This is a genomic window from Campylobacter sp. P0085, from assembly GCF_002139495.1.
In the GTDB taxonomy this organism is placed as follows: Bacteria; Campylobacterota; Campylobacteria; order Campylobacterales; family Campylobacteraceae; genus Campylobacter; species Campylobacter devanensis.
Genome location: NZ_MJKB01000004.1, coordinates 172,208 through 191,594, shown reverse-complemented (window position 1 = coordinate 191,594; position 19,387 = coordinate 172,208). Strand labels below are relative to the sequence as shown.

At 34.6% G+C, this 19,387-nt stretch carries 20 protein-coding genes; 7 read left to right on the top strand and 13 right to left on the bottom strand.

What is annotated here, in order from left to right; all coding sequences use genetic code 11:
* The first annotated feature begins 171 nt into the window (after nucleotides 1-171).
* Entirely contained in the window at nucleotides 172-588 is a 417-nt protein-coding gene (locus tag CIGNP85_RS06065) for a hypothetical protein (RefSeq protein ID WP_141031747.1), read from the top strand.
* A gap of 136 nt (nucleotides 589-724) precedes the next feature.
* Here CIGNP85_RS06065 and CIGNP85_RS06060 read toward each other — a convergent pair whose 3' ends face one another.
* From CIGNP85_RS06060 to CIGNP85_RS06045, 4 genes are all read right to left on the bottom strand, one after another.
* Nucleotides 725-2,737, bottom strand: a complete 2,013-nt coding sequence (locus CIGNP85_RS06060; RefSeq protein ID WP_086287445.1) for a motility associated factor glycosyltransferase family protein — start codon at nucleotides 2,735-2,737, stop codon at nucleotides 725-727.
* Complete coding sequence (locus tag CIGNP85_RS06055; RefSeq protein ID WP_086235138.1) at nucleotides 2,730-3,275, bottom strand: UbiX family flavin prenyltransferase; 546 nt, start codon at nucleotides 3,273-3,275, stop codon at nucleotides 2,730-2,732. The genes CIGNP85_RS06060 and CIGNP85_RS06055 overlap by 8 nt, the downstream gene beginning before the upstream one ends.
* A complete protein-coding gene (locus tag CIGNP85_RS06050) occupies nucleotides 3,272-4,447 on the bottom strand; it encodes a glutathionylspermidine synthase family protein (protein WP_086287443.1) in 1,176 nt (391 codons plus the stop codon). The genes CIGNP85_RS06055 and CIGNP85_RS06050 overlap by 4 nt, the downstream gene beginning before the upstream one ends.
* Nucleotides 4,448-4,672: 225 nt before the next feature.
* Nucleotides 4,673-6,064 carry a cation:dicarboxylate symporter family transporter gene (locus CIGNP85_RS06045; protein ID WP_086224972.1) on the bottom strand — a complete coding sequence of 464 codons (1,392 nt, stop codon included), beginning with the start codon at nucleotides 6,062-6,064 and terminating at the stop codon, nucleotides 4,673-4,675.
* Between the two features lie 319 nt (nucleotides 6,065-6,383).
* On the opposite strand from CIGNP85_RS06045, the gene CIGNP85_RS06040 reads away from it, so the two are divergent.
* The 3 genes from CIGNP85_RS06040 to CIGNP85_RS06030 are packed head-to-tail and all read left to right on the top strand — an operon-like array spanning nucleotide 6,384 to nucleotide 8,392.
* Nucleotides 6,384-6,797, top strand: coding sequence for a DUF1924 domain-containing protein (locus CIGNP85_RS06040; RefSeq protein WP_086224971.1), 414 nt, complete (start codon nucleotides 6,384-6,386; stop codon nucleotides 6,795-6,797).
* Nucleotides 6,798-6,807: 10 nt separating this feature from the next.
* Nucleotides 6,808-7,305: a diheme cytochrome c gene (locus CIGNP85_RS06035; RefSeq protein WP_086229920.1), complete on the top strand. Its 498-nt coding sequence runs from the start codon at nucleotides 6,808-6,810 to the stop codon at nucleotides 7,303-7,305.
* A complete protein-coding gene (locus CIGNP85_RS06030; RefSeq protein WP_179187388.1) occupies nucleotides 7,298-8,392 on the top strand; it encodes a cytochrome b/b6 domain-containing protein in 1,095 nt (364 codons plus the stop codon). Before CIGNP85_RS06035 ends, CIGNP85_RS06030 begins: the two co-directional genes overlap by 8 nt.
* 80 nt (nucleotides 8,393-8,472) lie before the next feature.
* Here CIGNP85_RS06030 and CIGNP85_RS06025 read toward each other — a convergent pair whose 3' ends face one another.
* The 9 genes from CIGNP85_RS06025 to CIGNP85_RS05985 form a co-directional block, all read right to left on the bottom strand.
* Entirely contained in the window at nucleotides 8,473-8,769 is a 297-nt protein-coding gene (locus CIGNP85_RS06025) for a hypothetical protein (protein WP_086287439.1), read from the bottom strand.
* Nucleotides 8,770-9,086: 317 nt separating this feature from the next.
* Nucleotides 9,087-10,304 carry a major outer membrane protein gene (locus CIGNP85_RS06020; protein ID WP_086287438.1) on the bottom strand — a complete coding sequence of 406 codons (1,218 nt, stop codon included), beginning with the start codon at nucleotides 10,302-10,304 and terminating at the stop codon, nucleotides 9,087-9,089.
* A 187-nt stretch (nucleotides 10,305-10,491) separates the two neighbouring features.
* On the bottom strand, nucleotides 10,492-10,788 hold the full coding sequence (locus tag CIGNP85_RS06015) for a hypothetical protein (RefSeq protein WP_086287436.1): 297 nt from the start codon (nucleotides 10,786-10,788) through the stop codon (nucleotides 10,492-10,494).
* 55 nt (nucleotides 10,789-10,843) lie between these two features.
* On the bottom strand, nucleotides 10,844-11,461 hold the full coding sequence (locus tag CIGNP85_RS06010; RefSeq protein ID WP_086287433.1) for a UPF0323 family lipoprotein: 618 nt from the start codon (nucleotides 11,459-11,461) through the stop codon (nucleotides 10,844-10,846).
* A gap of 52 nt (nucleotides 11,462-11,513) precedes the next feature.
* Nucleotides 11,514-12,632, bottom strand: coding sequence for an N-acetyl sugar amidotransferase (locus tag CIGNP85_RS06005; protein WP_086287518.1), 1,119 nt, complete (start codon nucleotides 12,630-12,632; stop codon nucleotides 11,514-11,516).
* Between the two features lie 23 nt (nucleotides 12,633-12,655).
* Nucleotides 12,656-13,726 carry a chorismate synthase gene (gene aroC, locus CIGNP85_RS06000; protein ID WP_086287431.1) on the bottom strand — a complete coding sequence of 357 codons (1,071 nt, stop codon included), beginning with the start codon at nucleotides 13,724-13,726 and terminating at the stop codon, nucleotides 12,656-12,658.
* A gap of 3 nt (nucleotides 13,727-13,729) precedes the next feature.
* Entirely contained in the window at nucleotides 13,730-14,407 is a 678-nt protein-coding gene (gene rnc, locus CIGNP85_RS05995; RefSeq protein ID WP_086226076.1) for a ribonuclease III, read from the bottom strand.
* Nucleotides 14,408-14,418: 11 nt separating this feature from the next.
* On the bottom strand, nucleotides 14,419-14,844 hold the full coding sequence (gene rnhA, locus CIGNP85_RS05990; protein WP_086232231.1) for a ribonuclease HI: 426 nt from the start codon (nucleotides 14,842-14,844) through the stop codon (nucleotides 14,419-14,421).
* Entirely contained in the window at nucleotides 14,822-15,829 is a 1,008-nt protein-coding gene (locus CIGNP85_RS05985) for a tetratricopeptide repeat protein (RefSeq protein ID WP_086287429.1), read from the bottom strand. Before CIGNP85_RS05985 ends, rnhA begins: the two co-directional genes overlap by 23 nt.
* Nucleotides 15,830-15,889: 60 nt before the next feature.
* Here CIGNP85_RS05985 and dnaG point away from each other — a divergent pair, with 60 nt between their 5' ends.
* From dnaG to CIGNP85_RS05970, 3 genes are read left to right on the top strand one after another with little or no spacing between them, the layout of a single operon-like run.
* Nucleotides 15,890-17,536 (top strand): DNA primase, encoded by a 1,647-nt coding sequence (gene dnaG, locus CIGNP85_RS05980; protein WP_086287427.1) that lies wholly within the window; start codon nucleotides 15,890-15,892, stop codon nucleotides 17,534-17,536.
* Nucleotides 17,533-18,516, top strand: coding sequence for an ATP-binding protein (locus tag CIGNP85_RS05975; RefSeq protein ID WP_086287426.1), 984 nt, complete (start codon nucleotides 17,533-17,535; stop codon nucleotides 18,514-18,516). The genes dnaG and CIGNP85_RS05975 overlap by 4 nt, the downstream gene beginning before the upstream one ends.
* The gene (locus CIGNP85_RS05970) at nucleotides 18,491-19,357 is read left to right on the top strand and encodes a radical SAM/SPASM domain-containing protein (protein WP_179187387.1); all 867 of its coding nucleotides are present in this window, start codon (nucleotides 18,491-18,493) and stop codon (nucleotides 19,355-19,357) included. Before CIGNP85_RS05975 ends, CIGNP85_RS05970 begins: the two co-directional genes overlap by 26 nt.
* The last annotated feature ends 30 nt before the right edge of the window (nucleotides 19,358-19,387 follow it).

Below are 19,387 nucleotides of genomic sequence, written 5' to 3'. Positions count from 1 at the left end.
CACTAAAAATGGGTATTATGATGTAGTGAAATTCAGTGCCTATAATTATGAAAATGGCAATACTACTATATTTGATAAAATTTTAGAAAATGATAGTTTTGAATCTTTAGAAGAGTATGCTAATTATATGTATAGGCAAAAGGCTATCCGAGATGGAATTTGGCTTTTATATTGATAAAAAGGGATATCTATTTAAGAGCTTTTGAAATTTTAAATTCAAAAGATAGAATTATCATGGCAGAGGATGCTTTGATGAGTTTTGTGCTTTGGAATTTATCTAATAAATTTTGTCATATTTGTGATATTTTGTATTACTATCGTCAAAACGAGAATTCAACAACTAGAAGTAAAAATGATGAAATAATTAGCAGAAATTCAAAAGATAGAGTTTTTGTTATTCATAAAATAAAAGCAATTTCAAAAAAATATAAATTTAATAGCAAAATTGCTAAAGTATTTGTTGAAAATTTAAAATACTATGAATATTGTGATAGGCTAATGTATCGCAAAATAAATAAAATAGTTTTTAAAATTTATGATAAATATTTTAGATTTAAACGAAGACTAAGAGTTAAATTTGGAGTTTAATACTTATTAACATAATGCTTTGATTAAAGATTATTATGCTCATTTTATTTACTTGTAGTGATGGCAATCTGGCAAATAAGCTAAAACTATATAGTAAAAACTACTACATAATAAGTTAGATAGTGAGATTAAAGCCCTAAACCTCCCACCCATCTAATGCATTTTGTAGCGTATCAATCGTAGTTTCTACCATTCCAGCCAAGCTAAAAAAGTAATACCCATGCTGGCGTACATATTCAAAAATTTTCTTATCACGTTCGCCTTTATTATTTTCAGGTTTTACCATTAGCGCCATAAATTCTAGCTCTTGATGAATACAAAAGTTATATGCGGTATACATATAGACATCATTAAAGACTTTATCACTCTGTAGTGTCGCCTTTAGTCGCTCGATTCTATCTTTTAACTCATAAAATTTAGCATATCGTGGCTCCTTGTTAGCGGCTAAATCTCTATCGGCACTCTCTACTAGCTTGCTAATTTTCTTAAATAGTTCAGTAATTAATGCTTGTCTATCCTTGCCAACTTTGATGAAATTTTCTATTATTGCTCTTTGTTCGCTTAGTTTTTGTTGGCTAAGTTTAGGTGAAATAGGCTCTGGTTTTATCAGTTCTTTTTTAACTCCAGCATCTATTAATTGGCTTACAAGCTCACCAAAAGGCATCTCAATAGCTCCTTTAATCCTAGAGCCGCCCTCAGTAGCATTATATACTTTTACATCTGTATAGGCATTTAAAGCATCAATCATCGCTTCAAAATAGTTTCTAAAAAGATCCCAGTTTTTAGTGGATTTTACCTGCGTTTTGCCGCCATAGCCTAGCACGGTTGTGATATTTGGTGTATACTCTTTAGAGGCGATAGTAGGTGAGGTCTCGCCAAATACCATTCCCTTAGCATGTGTGGTGCCATCGCTTGCCATTGCTAAATCCTGCCCGATAAATATGATTTGTTTACAGCCTAGTTCTATAGCCAAATCAAATGCAAAATGCGCTGTACTAGGACCTTTACACATATAGTTTTTACTATCCTCGCCTAGGGCGTACTCAAATTTAAGTGGCTTATGAGCAAAAACTGCATTTCTACCTTTTAAAAGTCCGATGGTATTTGGATGAATAAGTGAACTAGCTACAAAGGTTATACCATTATCAAATTCACTCGCTTTAGAATTAAAAAATTCACCACTTTCAACAATTCTCTCCATTGTAGTAACAAAATCTGGCCTAAGGTTATTAAGCTTTAATATCGGATATGAAGCATCAGCAGCGATAAGAATAGCATATGGCGCAACCTCTCTTAAAAGCTCAAGCTGCTTAGTTAGACTAGGTCCAGTAGAGACTATGATGGCGGTTTTATTGCGGTTAGCATTTAGGTTTAAAATATCTTTTAGGCTATAATTGGCATAAAAATGCGGCATATTTGCTACGACATGCTTCATCCCTATAAGGGTATCTTCGGCTGAAGTTCCGGCTGATTTGATACCTAAAAGCTGGGTGTTTAGTAGGCTTTTATTTATAGCATTTGCGCTAGATTCATAATTTTTAGCATAGTAATCATTATAGATATGAAAGTCATAACTTCGAACATTATAAATAACATCTTTTGAGCCACAAATTATATGTAGATATGACTCATTTAAGTAGCTAGTACAAAGTGGCACAAAGCGATTCTCACGCATATCTTTGCTAAAATCATTTAGATTAAGTACTATAAAAAATATCTCAATCTCAGGTTCAAATACTATAATCTTTTTATGATTTTTATTTTCTAGTAGGGCTTTGTAGAAGTTGCCATTACCAAGACCATAGAAAAATAGCGATGGATAAAGAGAATACTCTTTTTTAAATTTGTTTAGCATATCGTTAGTATGAGATGCTGGTGAGCCGCTATAAAGTGGCTCTTTAGTGTGAGTGTTGATTATATTGATATCTAGGCTACTTTTACCAGCAAATACATCAAATTTACTATTGCTTTTTAAGTCATAAACTGCCTTTGCTAGGTTGAAATTTATCTGACAAAGGGCAATTATATTATTTATAAATAGTGTTGTTCCGCCATTTGCTCTTATATCTTTATCGATTGCTTGGTGAAACTCTTTAACTGCATTTGGGTCAACTTGGTGGTTGTAATTTTTATTAAATATATTATCCATTCCATCGCCTTATTAGATTGTGTTTGATTTTTAAGCTATCTAGCCATTTAGCTATTATGAAATTTTCAGCCTCATCAATGCTGCTAGGCTGAGTGTAATATCCTAAAATTGGTGGAACAATCCCAACGCCAATACTAGCAAGCTTAGCCATCTGGCGTAATGATATAGCATTTAATGGTGTTTCACGCACAGCTAGGACTAAATTTTTTCGCTCTTTTAGCATTACTGCAGCTGCTCTTAAAAGAAGATTATCGCTAATACCGCAGCTGATTTTAGCTAAAGTATTTATAGAACAAGGCGCAACTATCATAGCATCAAACATCGCTGAGCCGCTAGCTGGAGCTGCGCTAATATCATTTATATCATAAATTTGAATTTTGCTATCAATTTTTTGGCTTAAATTCTCTTTTTGCATAGATAGTGTAGCGTTTTGAGTTATAATTAGGTTAGTATCTACGCCTAGAGAATTTGCATTATTTGCTAATTTGATTCCAAGGTGAGCGCCACTGGCTCCGCTGATTGCTACTATTAGCTTCACTCTATTATATGTCCTACGAATTTAGAGTAATTATCTATTATATCTTTACCTTTTCTAAAGCCTAGAGCGCACCCTTCAAAGGCAAAAAACATTCCAGCTTGATAGCTATCGCCGTTTTCATCTTTAGCAAAATCAGCAAACTCTTGATATAAAAATTTGCCACTTGCATATTCTCCATCATTTTGTATCTCTATACTACCATCGCTATTTATTATAGATACATTTGCTCCTTCTCTGGCTAAAAATGGCTTTTTAACCTGTTTTTTACCCTTTAATGGCTCAAAGCTTGATTCTAGAAGTAGCGGATGATTAGGATATAAATCCCATAGAATTTTCATAATTCCTTTACTTTGAAATAATAAAGTATAGGCTGGATTTAAGATTATGGCTTTTTGGTTTTTGATTATGTTTTTTATGATTAGTGCTAGGTCGCTCTCATCAATAGCAATCATCTCCCATGGAATTAGTTTAAACCAATACTCCCAGTTTTGCTCATTCCAAAATATCCCATTTTCATCATCAAAGCTCACCTCATCAACAAAGGCAAAATCACACTCAAATCCAGCATCTCTAGCTGCAGATTCTAGCAATCTTGTAGTATTTTCATCTTCAACACTTCCAGCTATAGAGCTAAAGAGAATTTTCCAACCCTCATAATACTCATCAAATCTGCTAGTATCTTCTTGAAGCGTTACAAGGCGTTTGAAATTCTCTACTAAAGCCTCATATACATCATTAAACTGAGCTGCTTCATCAAGATTGTTAAATTTAAGCATTGCCCATTGTATTATTGCTGTTTCAAAAAGACTCGTAGGCGTATCGGCGTTAAATTCAATTAATTTAATAGGCTTACCATCTATGCCACCAGCTAAATCAAATCTACCATAAATATGCCAATGAACATCATTTTCCCAGCTAGCTTTAATAGTATCAACTAGATTAAATGGAATCCCAAGCTCATGGAATAGATCATTATTAATAACATACTCAGCAGCCGCTACATACATATCATATAGCTCATTTGTCGCTTCATAAAAGGCCTCGGCTTCATCTTGGGTTATGCTTACTAGCTCATTAGATATATATCTGCTACCATCAAGATCGGTATGCCAGCCAAATCCGATACTCTCTAAATATCCATTATCAAGTGGTTTAATTTTTTTAAGCTTCACTTTTGTCCTTTTAATAGATTGATTTTAAATGCTTATTATATTTTAATAAATTAAATTTGAGCTATATTTTATAAATGATTTTACTATAGTTTTTTATCATTGTAAGGAGCTTGAAAAGTGTGGTAATTTGTAGCAACAATCAAATATTTTACTTATTTTTATATTAAATCTAAATTTTATATAAATTTTACTGAATTTAGATAATAATATTTAATTTTGCTAAATTTAGGCTCTCTTTTTTATCTCAAGTCTCTCAAAGTCAAACTCATCAGGGTGATTTATAGCATAATTAAACTTATTTCTATCAATTTTTTTATCCCAGATTCCTACGATTAGACAAGCGACTGCGTTGCCACAGAGATTTCCCACCGCACGCATCTCACTCATAAATTTATCAACCCCAAGTAGCACCGTCACAGTCACCACAGGTATGACATCATGCATAGAACCAAGCGTCCCGGCTAACACCACAAATCCAGATCCCGTTACGCCCACAGCGCCTTTACTAGTAACCATCAAAATTAGTAAAATACTAAGCAAATGTGAAAAACTAAGCTCTATATCAAAAGCTTGAGCCAAAAATATAACGCAAGATGATAGATAAATATTTGTACAATCTAGGTTAAAAGAGTAGCCAAAAGGGGTGATTACGCCGACGCAGCCTTTGTGAATTCCGGCACTTTCTAGCTTTTTCATAAGTGGAGCTAAGGCGACTTCGCTTGAGCTAGTAGCGAAGACAACTAGCACTTCTTTTGCGATAAAGCGCATAAATTTAAATATATTTACCTTAGCTAAGTAGCAAATCACGCCAAGCACAACAAAGATAAATATCAAACACGATACTAGCATAGTCCCAAGCAGACTTAGCATACCAATGAGACTCTCAATCCCAAATTTACCGATGAGATAGGCCATCGCACAATACGCCGCTAAAGGGCTAAGCCACATAAAAATACTAAGAATTTTTAGCACCCAGTGTTGGGCTTTTTCAATAGGTTTTATGAAAAAATCTTTAATTTTCTTTGGTGCGAAGCTTAACGCAATTGCTGAAATTAAAGCCATGAAAAGCACTTGAAGTGTATTAGCTTTGATAAATGGGGTGATAACGATACTTAGGGCTAAAAGGGCGTTTTTAAACACACCTAAAACAAAGCCAAATCCGCTAAGCGTACTTAAATCATCATAGGCAAAAAGCGGAGTTTTTGGCACTGCGTTTGCTAGTATCGACCAGATCGAGCCTACATCTTTTGAGACCCCAGAGAATTTCTCTACGCTACTAGGATCAAAGGAGTTAGCATCTAAATGCATTCCTACGCCAGGCTCTAATAATAGCGAACCTAAAATACCAACAGCCAAAGCCACCGTGCTAACTACTTCAAAGTATATAAAGCCCTTTAAACCTATACTTCCAAGGTCTTTCAAGCTCTCTAAACCCACAATGCCAGCAATAATAGTAAGAAAGATAATGGGCCCTACCATCCACTTTAAAATCATGATAAAATAGTCAATTCCAAATTTACTATCAATGCCAATTTGCGGAAAAAAATAACCTACGAAAATACCAAGCACTATTGCTAAAACAACCCAAAATGCAAGATTTTTAAACACTCCAAGCATACTAAAACCTTAAAAAATAAAAAATTCTAGCACAATAAAACTTAAATTTAGCAAGAAATCAAGGTGAATTTCAGATATAACTATATCATCGTAAAAATCAATATCGCATTACAAATCAAAATAATTTATTATCTATTCTTTAAAGCCATAGGCCAATCTCTGTGGTATAATCTGAAATTTCATATGAAATCACCAAAAAATGAGTTTAATAGCAATATTATAAATATTTTTTAGCTAATTTTATAAAAATAAATTTAAATTTAACAACTGCTAAACAATTTAGACTTATAATATTCCCTTATTATTTTAAGGAGAAATTATGAAAAAATTAGCCCTAGTCTGTCTGTGTGCTTATGCGCTCAATGCTACTTCGTTTAATGCACCTATGAGTGAGTATATAACAGAGTTAAAATCCGAGGCTCTAAAGCTAGATCCAAATTTTAAAGATTTTGATGCTTTAAGGGGTGAGAAAATCTTCACAACCAAGCATATAGGCAAAAATTCTCAAGAGCTTTCTTGCCAAAGTTGCCATGGTAACGACCTCAAAAAAGAAGCTACCAATATATTCACTAACAAAATTATCCCACCTCTCTCGCCAAGTGTTAATCCATCTAGGCTAAGCGATGTCAAAGAGGTGAAAAAATGGTTAAAAAGAAATTTCAAAGATGTCTATTTAAGAGAGGGAACCGCCATAGAAAAGGGCGATGTCTTATACTATCTAATCAAACAATAAAGGATAAAAAATGAGATTTTTACTATTTGTATTTGTAGCGATTTTAAGCTTAGAAGCAAAGGGGCTAGATGTAAGGCCGGTTGATAATGAGCTATATAAAAAAGAGTGTGCCACCTGTCATTACGGCTATCAGCCTGGACTTTTACCGACCCAGTCGTGGGAGTTTATAATGCAAAATTTAGAAAACCACTATGGGAGCGATGCGAGCATTGATGATGAAACAAATAAAAGCATTCTTAGCTATCTTTTGGCAAATGCTAGCCAAAATGCGATGAACTATAAAAGAAGTGCGAAAATCACAAATTCCCTAGAAAACGGCGTTTTATACAAGTCAATAACTGAAATTCCATATCATATCAAAAAGCATAGAAAGATAGAAAAATGGATGATAACGCAAAAAGAGGTCAAAACTCTATCTAACTGCACCGCCTGTCACAAAAAGGCCGATCAAGGCATCTACGGCGATGATAGCGTGAATATACCAAATTATGGGGTTTGGCGTGATTAAAAGCTATATTTGGAGTTTTGCGGCGAGATTTTCTCATCTTGCCTTGATACTTAGCTTTGCTCTTGCTTATGTGTTTAGCGAATTTGATGATTTGGTGTATTTTCACGCTGCTTTTGGTGTGATATTTGGTGTGGCGATCGTATTTAGGATAGTTTGGGGATTTGTAGGGACAAAATACTCTAAATTTAGCGATTTTAAATTCCAAGGATTAATTGGCTATTTTGGCTCATTTTTGGGTAAAAAAGAGAGATTTATCGGTCATAATCCCGCTTCAAGTATAGCAATTATCATTATATTGGCCCTTGGATTTGTCTGTGTGCTCTCTGGATTGGTGCTTTATGGCCTAGATAAAAATAGCGGAATTTTTGCGTTTTTATATGATAGTTATGCGAAATTTGAATTTACAAAATCCATCCACGAATTATCAGCAAATACCCTTTTGTTTGTAGCAATTATCCATATTTGTGGGGCTTTGATAGATAAATTTATACACAAAAATGATTCTGTAAATTCTATGATAACAGGCTATAAGCTCACTCAAAATGATGAGAGTATAAGGGCAAATTTAGCTCAAAAAATATTTTGTTTTATCTGGATTTTAGCTATTATCGCAATATTTTTATATATCTTTAATAAAGATAATTTTATATTAAAATCTCACGCTTTAAAGGTAGATTATAGCGCGCAAAATGCTGTATTTGCCAAAGAGTGCGGTAGCTGCCATATGATCTATGCACCATTTTTGTTGCCTAAAAAATCATGGGAAATTATGATGGCAAATTTAGAAGATCACTTTGGTGATGATGCTAGTGTAGATGAAGAGACAAACAAAGAGATATTAAATTTCCTAATATCCAACTCAGCTGAACAAAAAGGCAATAAAACAGCATTTAATATACTAAAATATGCTCAAAACGACCAAAATATCGCCATCACTCAAAATCCATATTGGATAAAAAAGCATAGAAAAATAGATGAAAAAATCTTTTTAAAGAGCGATATCAAATCCAAAGCAAATTGCGCAGCTTGTCATAAGGGGATCGAAAATGGGATAATTAGCGTGATTGAGTATGAAAAGATAAGATAATTTTTTAATTTAATTTAATGCTATAAATCGCCGCTTTGTTCATCTGATAGTGATAAATTTAGAAAATAGATTTTAAACTATTAAACACTTTGGGCGATTTTTTTCATCTTAACTAGTAGTTTTGATCGTTCATTATCATCTACATTTCCATATAATAGCTGATTCATCGCTTGCATAAAGTCAAATGTAGCAAAGAGTTTGGCGTCATTATTTGCCTCTTTGGTGGCATTTGAGATCGCTGAGTTTAGATCGCTAGAGTTGTTTTTTATCCCTTCTAAATTTTGTAAAATTTCATCAAATTTGCCACTTTCATCAAATTTGGCTTGATTTGTGGCTATTTTTATTAATTTTGTGGTTAGCTCATTGTCTATTGTCATATTTTTACCTTGTGATTGTGAATTTAGGCAATATAAGCAAATTTTAGACCAAATTTCACCATTAATTAGCTTGACTAAGAAGTAAAACAAATTTATTTTTACACTTATTAGAGTTTTGAAAGGTTGTTAAGTCCGTGCGTACCCAAAATTTTCGCCGTCGTTTCATCTATAAGATAAAACGCCTATTGTGAAAATTTTGTCGCAAAGCTGGGCTTAGCTCAGCTGCGAAGTAAGAAATATGGGTCACCCACTCAAGGAAACCACCCCTAAAGGGGTCGCATTCGCTGGTTTTGTGCATGTGGGGCTTTGCTATAAAATTAAAAATTATATCTAGCCTCAAATCTTAAATGTTTATAATCTCCTGGATCTGAGTCTCTATTAATATATGAATACCAAGCTTTAAAATTTAGCTTTTTGCTATATTTATAATCCACTCTAGCTACGGTTTCATACTTATTGGTAGTTGAGTTGTTTAGTTTGTGTGTTACTTCGCCAGATACATAATCAGCACCTACTCTTACTTTGTTAGCAAATGTATAGCCAGCTTTTAAAAACCAATGTTTACCTTCGCCAGTTATGAAAGAGTATTCTAGTATATCTTCACCAGCGTCTATAAAACTACCTTGGTCTTCAAATGAGATTAACGACACTTTATCTGTATCAAACCATACATAACCAGCATTCGCATCAAAGCCAAAAGCTTTAGCGCCAGCTTCTATAGCTGCAAATTTAGCATCATCTAAAGGCACCCCTTTTAAACCAAAATTTTCTGCCCACATACTTGAAGTGGCATATTGAGCTTGCAAGCTTAGGTCTATATCAGCTATATTTGTTCCTATTAGTAAATCAGTAGCATATAGTTGAGCTACGCTATCAATAGCGGCATACCATAGTTGGAAGCTAACTAGATCATATGAGCCAATAGCAGCTACACTATAGAGATTTCTATCGGTTACATATTCTGGTTGCTTGTAGTTTTTCTTGCCGATTAAAAAATAATTTGTTAGAATATCACTATCATTTTGAAGGTTATCAAATGCCATACCAGTTAAAGTAAGCCCGTTAATATCGTTATTAAGCACTTTAATACCAGTACCTACCATATCATCAGTAAAGAATGTGCCTAGCACTTGGCGACCAGCTGTGATAGTAGTGTTGCCAGCTTTGTATCCTAGATAGAATTGGCGAACATTGAATGTTTGACCATAATTATCATAGCTAAAGCCTGTATCCTTTGTCCCTACCTGGGTAGCAGCGTTATAATTTTGGCCAGAGTTATCACCGCTATCATATCTAAAGCCGATAACGCCAAAGAAGTTATCATCTAAAGTAGATTGAACATTTATTTCAGATGTAAATCTATGCCTATTAATATCAAGAATATCATATTCACTATCATAGATATCATACCTATATCTTGAATACCCTGATATATCTATATTTTTAATAGTCTCTTCAAGTGTCTTAGCGTTTGATACGCTTGAGATGGTAGCTACGCTTATAATAGCAAATAAGCTTAGTTTGACTAATTTCATTTTTATCTCCATATTTAAATATAAATTTATAAATTGTAACAATTTATCATTTAATATTTACTAAAAATTTGATAAATTATTATCTATTATTTACCAAAATTTAGCAATCTTTATAAGTGATTAGCTTAAATCAATAGCGGCAAAATCACTAAATTTCTTTGCTTATTAGCGGTAAATTTGGGCTATATTAAACGCTTTTTGCGATTTTTTCCATTTTAGCTAGTAGTTTTGACCGTTCATTATCATCTAAATTTCCATATAATAGCTGATTCATCGCTTGCATAAAGTCAAATGTAGCAAAGAGTTTGGCGTCATTATTTGCCTCTTTGGTGGCATTTGAGATGGCTGAGTTTATATCGCTAGAGTTGTTTTTTATCTCTTGTAAATTTTGTAAAATTTCATCAAATTTGCCGCTTTCATCAAATTTGGCTTGATTTGTGGCTATTTTTATTAATTTTGTGGTTAGTTCATTGTCTATTGTCATATTTTAGCCTTGTATTGTGAATTTGCACAACACAAGCAAATTTTAGACCAAAATATCAACCGCCAGTGGCTTGGGTTGAGCCACTTCCGCTTCCGCCACCAAAAAATCCGCTTCTAGCGTTGCTACCGGCTTTTGTAGCAGAAGTTGCGGTGGAGGCTTTGTTAAAGCTATTTACACTTCTGTTGTATGTGCTTGGGTTGCTGTATGCGCCTTGGCGTGAGTTTTGGTAGGTTGGGTTATTAAAGAGTTTTGAGCCGATCCAACTACCTATGATCGCACCTGCTGCGCTAGCTAGGATCGCTTCGCCTAGACCTAAGCCACCATTTCCGCTACTTAAATTTGAGTTTGTCAGACCACTTGTGCCGGCGTCTATTTTGGCGTTTTCTTCTTGAAGAAGTCTGTCTATTTCAGCTTGGCTTAATAATCTTTCACTCATTACGCCATTGGCATCGCTCTCTCGTAAAAATACTCTAGTATCATTACTTGGGAATTCATCTGCTATTTTATAGCTTCCATCGCTTGTTTTTTCTATAAATACGGTTGCGCCTTGTTTTTGGATAGTTTGGGCTGTGTTTGTGCTATCAGACTCGCCACATCCTGCTAAACCAAATGCTATTATAGCGCCCACACCGCTAGCTATGCTTATATCTTTTAATCTTTTGATATGTTTCATCTTTGCCCTTTAAATTAAAGTGAAATTATAAAAATATAGATTAAATTCAAATTTAACTTATCCCATATTTTAGTTTATACTCGCCAAATTCATTTTTAGCAAATATATCTTTGTTATAGTGTTTTTCTATAATTTGCCAAAATTTGGATTTGCTAATGCCTATAAAATTACAAAAATCCTCCACGCATCTAGGGTCTAGTGCGTGGTCTCTCTCTTTGACTAGCTCGATTGCTTTATCTCTACTCATCAGTCCATATCTAACAAACCTAGCAGCGTAGTCAGTAGCCATGGCGTGGCCAAATTTAGGATATTTCATCCAAGCATGGACGATATATGCTACGCTATCTACTTGATCGAAATCCTCTACAGTGTGAGCTCTATCCCATTCGCTCTTTAAATCGCTAAAGCCTCTGCTTTTAGCAAAGATATAATTAGAGTATGAATTCCACTTGATAAAATAGCTTAAATATATAGGTTCAAGGCTATCTATATCTAAATTTGAGCTATTTGGGTCATAAAATAATTGTAGATCTTTAAGGTCTATATCTACGCCACTTAAATCAATATCGCTTGCTACGCCATTTAAAAATATATCTTTAGCGCTTGGAGTCTCTACTGCGTCGCTACCGCCATACTCGTAGCTAACATTTTCGCCATATACCAAAAGCGGAGTATTAAATTTCGCCGCCATGGCAAATGGATAACTATATATAAGGCGATCTATATACCATGTTGGTTTGCCGTATTTTTCAAATGTGTAGAGCATTAGGGCTTTTTGGGTTTTGATATTTGGTTTTAGAGATATTATATGACAACCAAATTCTTCGCTTAAATTTCTTAAATTACTCTTACCAGCTTTTGTCATTGTGAAGTTATCCTCAACGCTAAAAAGCACAGGATTCATCCCTAAAACCTCTTTCATTATATGGACTTGAAAGTGGCTATCCTTACCGCCACTTACGGCGATAGCGCAGTCATAGTCATTTTTGCCATTTCGCCCTCTGTGCTTATCGCATAAAGCTTCAAGCTCTTTAAATCTAGATTTGTAATCGATATTTTTCTTATTTTCGTGATTTATACACGCACTACATTTGAGTCTTCCATCATCTAAGGTAGTAAATTTAATCCCCGGTCTGCTATCAGGCATAACACAAAAATCACAATATCGCATTACCCCCCCCCTAAAATCCTTACTCATTTATATATCCTTTTTAAATTATTTAAATTTGAAGTTGCGTTTAAAAGCAACATATCAGCTATAACTAGCCTTGCCATTGCCGTAGCTACCACGCTTCCACGCACTCCAATACATGGATCATGTCTGCCACGCAGCTGGCATATCGTCTCATCACCATTTAAATTTAGAGTTGGTTGAGCCTTAAAAATACTTGGCGTTGGCTTAAAATAGCTCTTAATCACAATATCGCTTCCATTGCTAATACCGCCTAAAATCCCGCCACAATGATTGGTTATAAAGCCGCTTTTATCCATGTAATCATTATTTTGACTTCCAAGCATATTAGCCACGCTTATCCCATCTCCTATCTCTACACCCTTTACTCCATTTATCCCCATCATAGCACTAGCTAAAGCAGCATCAAGCTTATTATATAGCACTTCGCCTAGTCCAGCAGGGGCGTTTTTGATGATAGTTAAAACACTAGCCCCAAGGCTATCATTTGAGTTTTTGGTATTTAGTATTAGCTCTTTAGCACTCTCTTCTGTGGATTCATCAGCCCAAAAAATCTCACTAGAATTCGCAAATTCAAAGTCGATTTTATCAGCTTTTATATCGCCAATTTGCCTTACGCAACTTTGGATATCTATATCAAATTCTCTTAAAAGCAACCCCGCAAACGCTCCACCAGCAACCCTTGCTACACTCTCTCTAGCGCTACTTCTACCACCACCCCTATGATCTCTAATCCCAAATTTAGCAAAATATGTATAATCAGCATGCCCTGGGCGAAATAGATCTTTGATATTATCATAATCTTTGGAGTGTTGAGAGGTATTAGCCACTATAAAGCCAATAGGACAACCGGTGGTAAAACCATCATAAATTCCGCTTAAAATCTCTATCTTATCACTCTCTTTTCTTGAAGTGGCATATTTGCCACCGGGGCGACGCCTATCAAGCTCACTTTGGATAAAGCTCATATCGACTTTAATACCGGCCGGAATTCCATCTATAACCCCACCTATAGCTACGCCGTGACTTTCGCCAAATGTGCTTAATCTAAATTTAGTCCCAAATGTATTCAATAACTATCCTTTCATTGAATTTAATATCTCTAAAGCCTTTAAAGCACAAGCCTGCTCGGCTGATTTTTTGCTATTTCCTATGGCTCTTGCGATCTCTTTGCCCTCTAATATCACCGCCATTTCAAAGCTCTTTTTATGATCTGGCCCACTTGAGCTTATTAGCTCATATTTTGGTGCTAAGCCTATCTTGGCTTGAGTGAGCTCTTGAAGAGTTGTTTTGTAATCTTTAGTTAGATTTAAGCTGATATCGGGGAAATTTGCTTCTAATAAAGCTATAAATATGCTCTTCACTTTTTCTAATCCACTCTCTAAATATATAGCCCCCATCAAGGCTTCTAAAGCATCGCTTATTAAGCTTTGTTTCTCTCTGCCTCCGTTATTCTCTTCGGCGGTTGAAAGATATAAAAACTCGCCAAGTCTTAGCTCTTTGGCTATCTTAGCAAGGCTATCTTCATTGACTAGTGAGGCTCTTAATTTGCTTAGGTCGCCCTCTTTTTTACCTTTAAATTTGTGATATAGATACTCACCTACTATCAAGTCTAGCACCGCATCACCTAAAAACTCAAGCCGTTCGTTATTGATAGAGCTTTTGATACTTTTGTGAGTTATGGCCTCTTTGAGCAAATTTATATTTTTAAATTTATATTTTAAAAGCTTTTGAATCTCTGTTAATTTATCCATAATAATCCTTTTTAATCCTTTGTAAGCTTCATCGCTGCATCTTTGGCTAGTTTGTCACATAACTCATTTTGTGGATGGCCGGCGTGGGCCTTGATCCAGTGGGCTTTGACTTTGTGAATTTGAGTTAATCTATCTATCTCTTGCCAAAGCTCTATATTTTTAACATTTTTAAAGCTCTTCTTTTTCCATCCATCTAGCCAAGAGTTAATCCCATTTGCAGCGTAGCTACTATCGGTGTAGAGATTGACAATACAAGGCTCTTTTAGGGCTTTTAAGCCATTGATGATGGCCAAAAGCTCCATTTGGTTATTCGTGGTATCTAGCACTGCTCCGCTATCATTTTTGGTATATTTTTCATACTCTAAGATATAGGCCCAGCCGCCATTTCCAGGGTTATTTAAGCAACTACCATCGCTAAAAAGAGATACTATTTTCATCGCTCTCCTTTATAACATTTGGGATAATAGCACAACTTCCTAGCCTAGCGCAGTGATTACACCGATAAAAAAATAGAGGATATGAGCCTTTACACTCCTTACAGATATAGCTAAAACTTAAAGTAGCATTAAGGTTATTATCCCTAGCGACCTTTAAAAGATTTAGATTAAAATCAGTTATTTGAGCGTTATTTAACCCCTTAGCGCTATAAAGTTCTTTATACTCATCATCATCTAAAACTCCATCATTTAGATACAAAATATCTAGGCAGTGAGCTAAATCTGGCTTTATATTTATTAAATTTACATCCTTGCCATTTATGATAAAAAGCTCTAAAATCATACGACTAACTAGCTTAAAATCATTAGCAAATTTAGCCATTTTAGCAACTTTTTCTTCAAATTCCATTTGGCTATTTTTAAGCTTTAGCGCCTTTGTATAGGCAATCTCCTGGGCGACATCTACGCCTTGTTCTTGTAATACATCAAGCACTTCTAGGCTCTTATCGTGCAATCTAAGCTTTTCAAATCCAAGCCCAAGGTGGCTAAGCGCATCAATATTTTTAGGACTAATCTTAATAGCTTCTAAAAATACTTCTATAGAGCGCTGCATAAATCCAGCTTTTAAATAGGCCTTGCCTAAATTTAAAAATATTAACTCTTTTTGAGATTTTGTGATTGCTTTTTGAAGGGCGATTAGATAAATGGCTATAGCTTTATTAAACTCTCCGCTTCTAGCAAAAATTCCAGCAAGTGCATTAAGTGAGCCTGAATCAATATCAAGGCGAATTAGCATATCTTGATATTTTTGGTCTAGATTGCTTTGAGATTGAAATTTATTGACAAATTTATCTATGCTATTTTTTTGATCTTTAAGCGAAAAAACTCCCCAAAAATAGCTAAAAATAGCTACCAAAAGAAGCACGCTAAAAAGCACAATAAGTCCAAAAATAGGATCTCTATACTCAATGAAAAAAAAGTCCAAACCAAACTACCTTGCTAAATTTAATGGCGATTATAGCTAAATCAATGTATAATCTCGCTTATGATATCTAAAAATAGTATAGAAAATTTAAAAAATATAGTTGATATTGCTGATGTTGTAGGCAGTTATATACCGCTTAAAAAATCTGGTGCAAATTTTGTATGTGTCTGTCCATTTCATAATGACAAGCATCCATCAATGTCTATAAGTCCTAGCAAAGGGATATATCATTGCTTTTCATGTAAGGCCGGTGGAGATGCGATTAAGTTTGTAATGGAGTATGAAAAATTAGGATATGTTGAAGCTATTGAAAAATTAGCAAGCATATATAATGTCGCATTAGAATATACAAGCAGCAAAAATGAATCAAAGATAGATAAGAAAATTTTAGAGAATTTAAATTTGCATTATAAGACGCTTTTGTATAAAAATCCTGAAGCTCTAAACTATCTAAAAAGTCGCTCCATCACTGATTCTATCATAGAAAAATGGGAGCTTGGCTGGGCGGCATCTTCGCAAAATACACTAAATTTACTTCAAAATGAAAATATCGAGCCAAAAGAGGCCTTAGAAGTAGGCGCTATAAAACAAAATGAGAGTGGATATTACGCTAGTTTTATCAATCGCATAACATTTCCTATATATAATCATCTTGGGAGTTTAGTAGGCTTTGGCGGTCGCACCATTAGCGATAATCCGGCCAAATATATCAATAGCCCACAAAGCCAAATTTTTGATAAATCTAAGATATTTTATGGCTATGATAAAGCTAAGAATGAAATATATAGATCACATTCTATTGTAATTTGTGAGGGTTATATGGATTGCATTATGCTACATGCTGCTGGGGTAAATAACGCTGTAGCAGTCCTTGGCACGGCTCTAACTCAAAAGCATATACCTTTAATACAGCGTGGAGATATCAAAGTAACTCTAAGTTTTGATAGTGATAGTGCTGGAATTAATGCAGCCTTTAAGAGTGCAAGGCTACTTATGGAGCATCAAATAGATGGTAAGGTAGTATTAATTAGTGGTGGCAAGGATCCAGCCGAACTAGTAGCAAGTGGCAGGGAGATGGAGCTAAAAGAGATATTAAAAGGTGGAATGGAGCTTGGGGAGTTTTATATAACTCAACTTGTAAAAAATTTAAATCCCAAAACCCCAATAGAGATAGCAAAATCACTAAAAGCTATTCAAGAGTTTAGCTTTGGTTTAAATCCAATTGTAGCTGATGCGTATGTGCCTTTAGTATCTACACTTTTAAGGATCGATCCGGGCTCATTTAGACTAAGTAAGATTGAAAAAAGAAGAGATAATTCAAATTTAGCAAAAACTCAAACAAATACTCAAATTCAAAATCTTCCAGTTATAGAAAAAAAGGATATAGCAGAGCTATCAATTTTAAAAAATATGCTTAAAAATCCTGAGTATTGTCAGATTGTAGAGCAGTATTATGGGGTTGAAATTTTTAAAGATAAGGCTACATATAGAGCAGTTACAGGCTCACAAAGCCAAAATAATGAGCATATAAGAGAGCTAGAGTTAAGCCAAAATTTAGAAGAGTATAAAAGTGTAAATGAGCTTCATAATGCTATTAGACCACTTGCTATTAGGTATTATGAAGGGCTTTTAAAGAGTGGCGGGCTTAGTATCGAAGAGATTATCGAGTGTAAAAAAAGAATATCAATATTAAAAGGAAAAAGATGAAAAGAAAGTGTTTAGCACTATTTAGCGGCGGGCTTGATAGTATGCTAGCTATAAAATTAATTACAATGCAAGGTATTGAGGTTCATGCTCTAAATATAGATATAGGATTTGGCTCAGACCCAGCTAAAAATGAAACTCTAGCCAAAAGAGCAGCTATGGCTGGAGCTAGTTTTGAGAGTGTAAATGTGCGTAGTAAATATCTCCAAGATGTGCTATTTAATCCTAAATTTGGATACGGGAAGCAGTTTAATCCATGTATTGATTGCCATGGGTTTATGTTTAGAACGGCTATTTCTATGCTTGATGATTATAACGCTAGTTTTGTAATTAGTGGAGAAGTCGTAGGCCAAAGACCGATGAGTCAGCGAAATGATGCGATGGTACATGTCAAAAATCTAGCCGATGATAAAGATGATATAGTGCTTAGACCATTATGCGCTAAGCTTTTAAAGCCGACAATGCCAGAGCGTGAAGGCTGGGTAGATAGAGAAAAATTGCTAGGATTAAATGGTCGTGGTAGAAACGCTCAGCTAAATTTGGCTAAAGAGTTTGGATTTGATGAGTTTGAAAGCCCTGGTGGAGGCTGTCCATATACGATGGAGGGCTTTAGTAATAGAATTAGGGATTTTATCAAATATGATAAAAATATGGGCGAAGACGACCTTCAAAGCCTAAGATATGGCAGGCATTTAAGGCTACCAGATGGTGCTAAAATGATAATTGGTAGGGATCAAAATGATAATGAAAAGCTTGAAGCTTTAAAACTTCAAAAGATGGATAGTATAAATTATGATGGAATTATAGGAGCGCATAGTTTTATAGATAAAAATGCAAGTGATTTAGATAGAGCTTTGGCTGCAAAATTAGCAATTAGTTATTGCAAAAGCGAACCAAATGTAGTGTATAAAGCCAAAATAGGTGATAAGATTATAGAAGCTACAAAATGCGATAAGAGTGAAGCTGCAAAATATTTTATCTAGGATTGGCGTGGGTAAATTTCAAAAAGTTTATATAGAAATTAGCGATGTTTGTGGGTGCGAGTGTAGCTTTTGTCCATCTGTCAATATAGCTAAATTTGGCTCTATGGATTTGGGGCTTTATGAGCGGATTTTGTCACAGATAAGGGGCAAGACAAGGGCGATTTGCCTTCATCTTTTAGGCGATCCACTAGCGAATTTAAATCTATATCAATATCTAAGCTTAGCTTATGATAATGGCTTTAAAATAGATCTAGTCACAACGGGCAAATACCTTAAAAAGCATGATTTTAGCGCACTTAGTAAGGCTCATCAAATTTCATTTTCTCTAAGTGCCTTTGTGGATAAAAATGCCAAATTTAACCAAGATTATATAGATGATTTACTAGCTTTTTGTCAATTTATTAAAGAGATAAAAAGTGAGATTTTTATCAATTTTAGAATCCAAAAACATATGATAAATGAGCCTAAATTTGAGATGATTAAGGCTAAATTTGAGCAGTTTTTTGGGGTAAAAATCGGTTGTAATGAGAGTAGAGTTCGCCTAGCTTATAAGATATTTTTGGTTTTTAAAGAGTATTTTGAGTGGAGAGAGCCAAACTCGCAAAATCCAAGTAAATATTGCCACGGCCTAATCTCACAAATCGGCATTAAAAGTAGCGGAATCGTGGTGCCTTGTTGCGTAGATGCTAACGCTAGGATAAACTTAGGCAATATCGGCCAAAATAGCCTAAATGAGATAGTAAATTCCCCCAAAGCTAAGGCTATAATAGATGGATTTAAACAGGGAAAAGCGATAGAAAATCTATGCCAAAAATGCGAATATAAGGCGACTTTGGACTAAATATCGCTTATTGTTTTGTAGTTTTTAAAT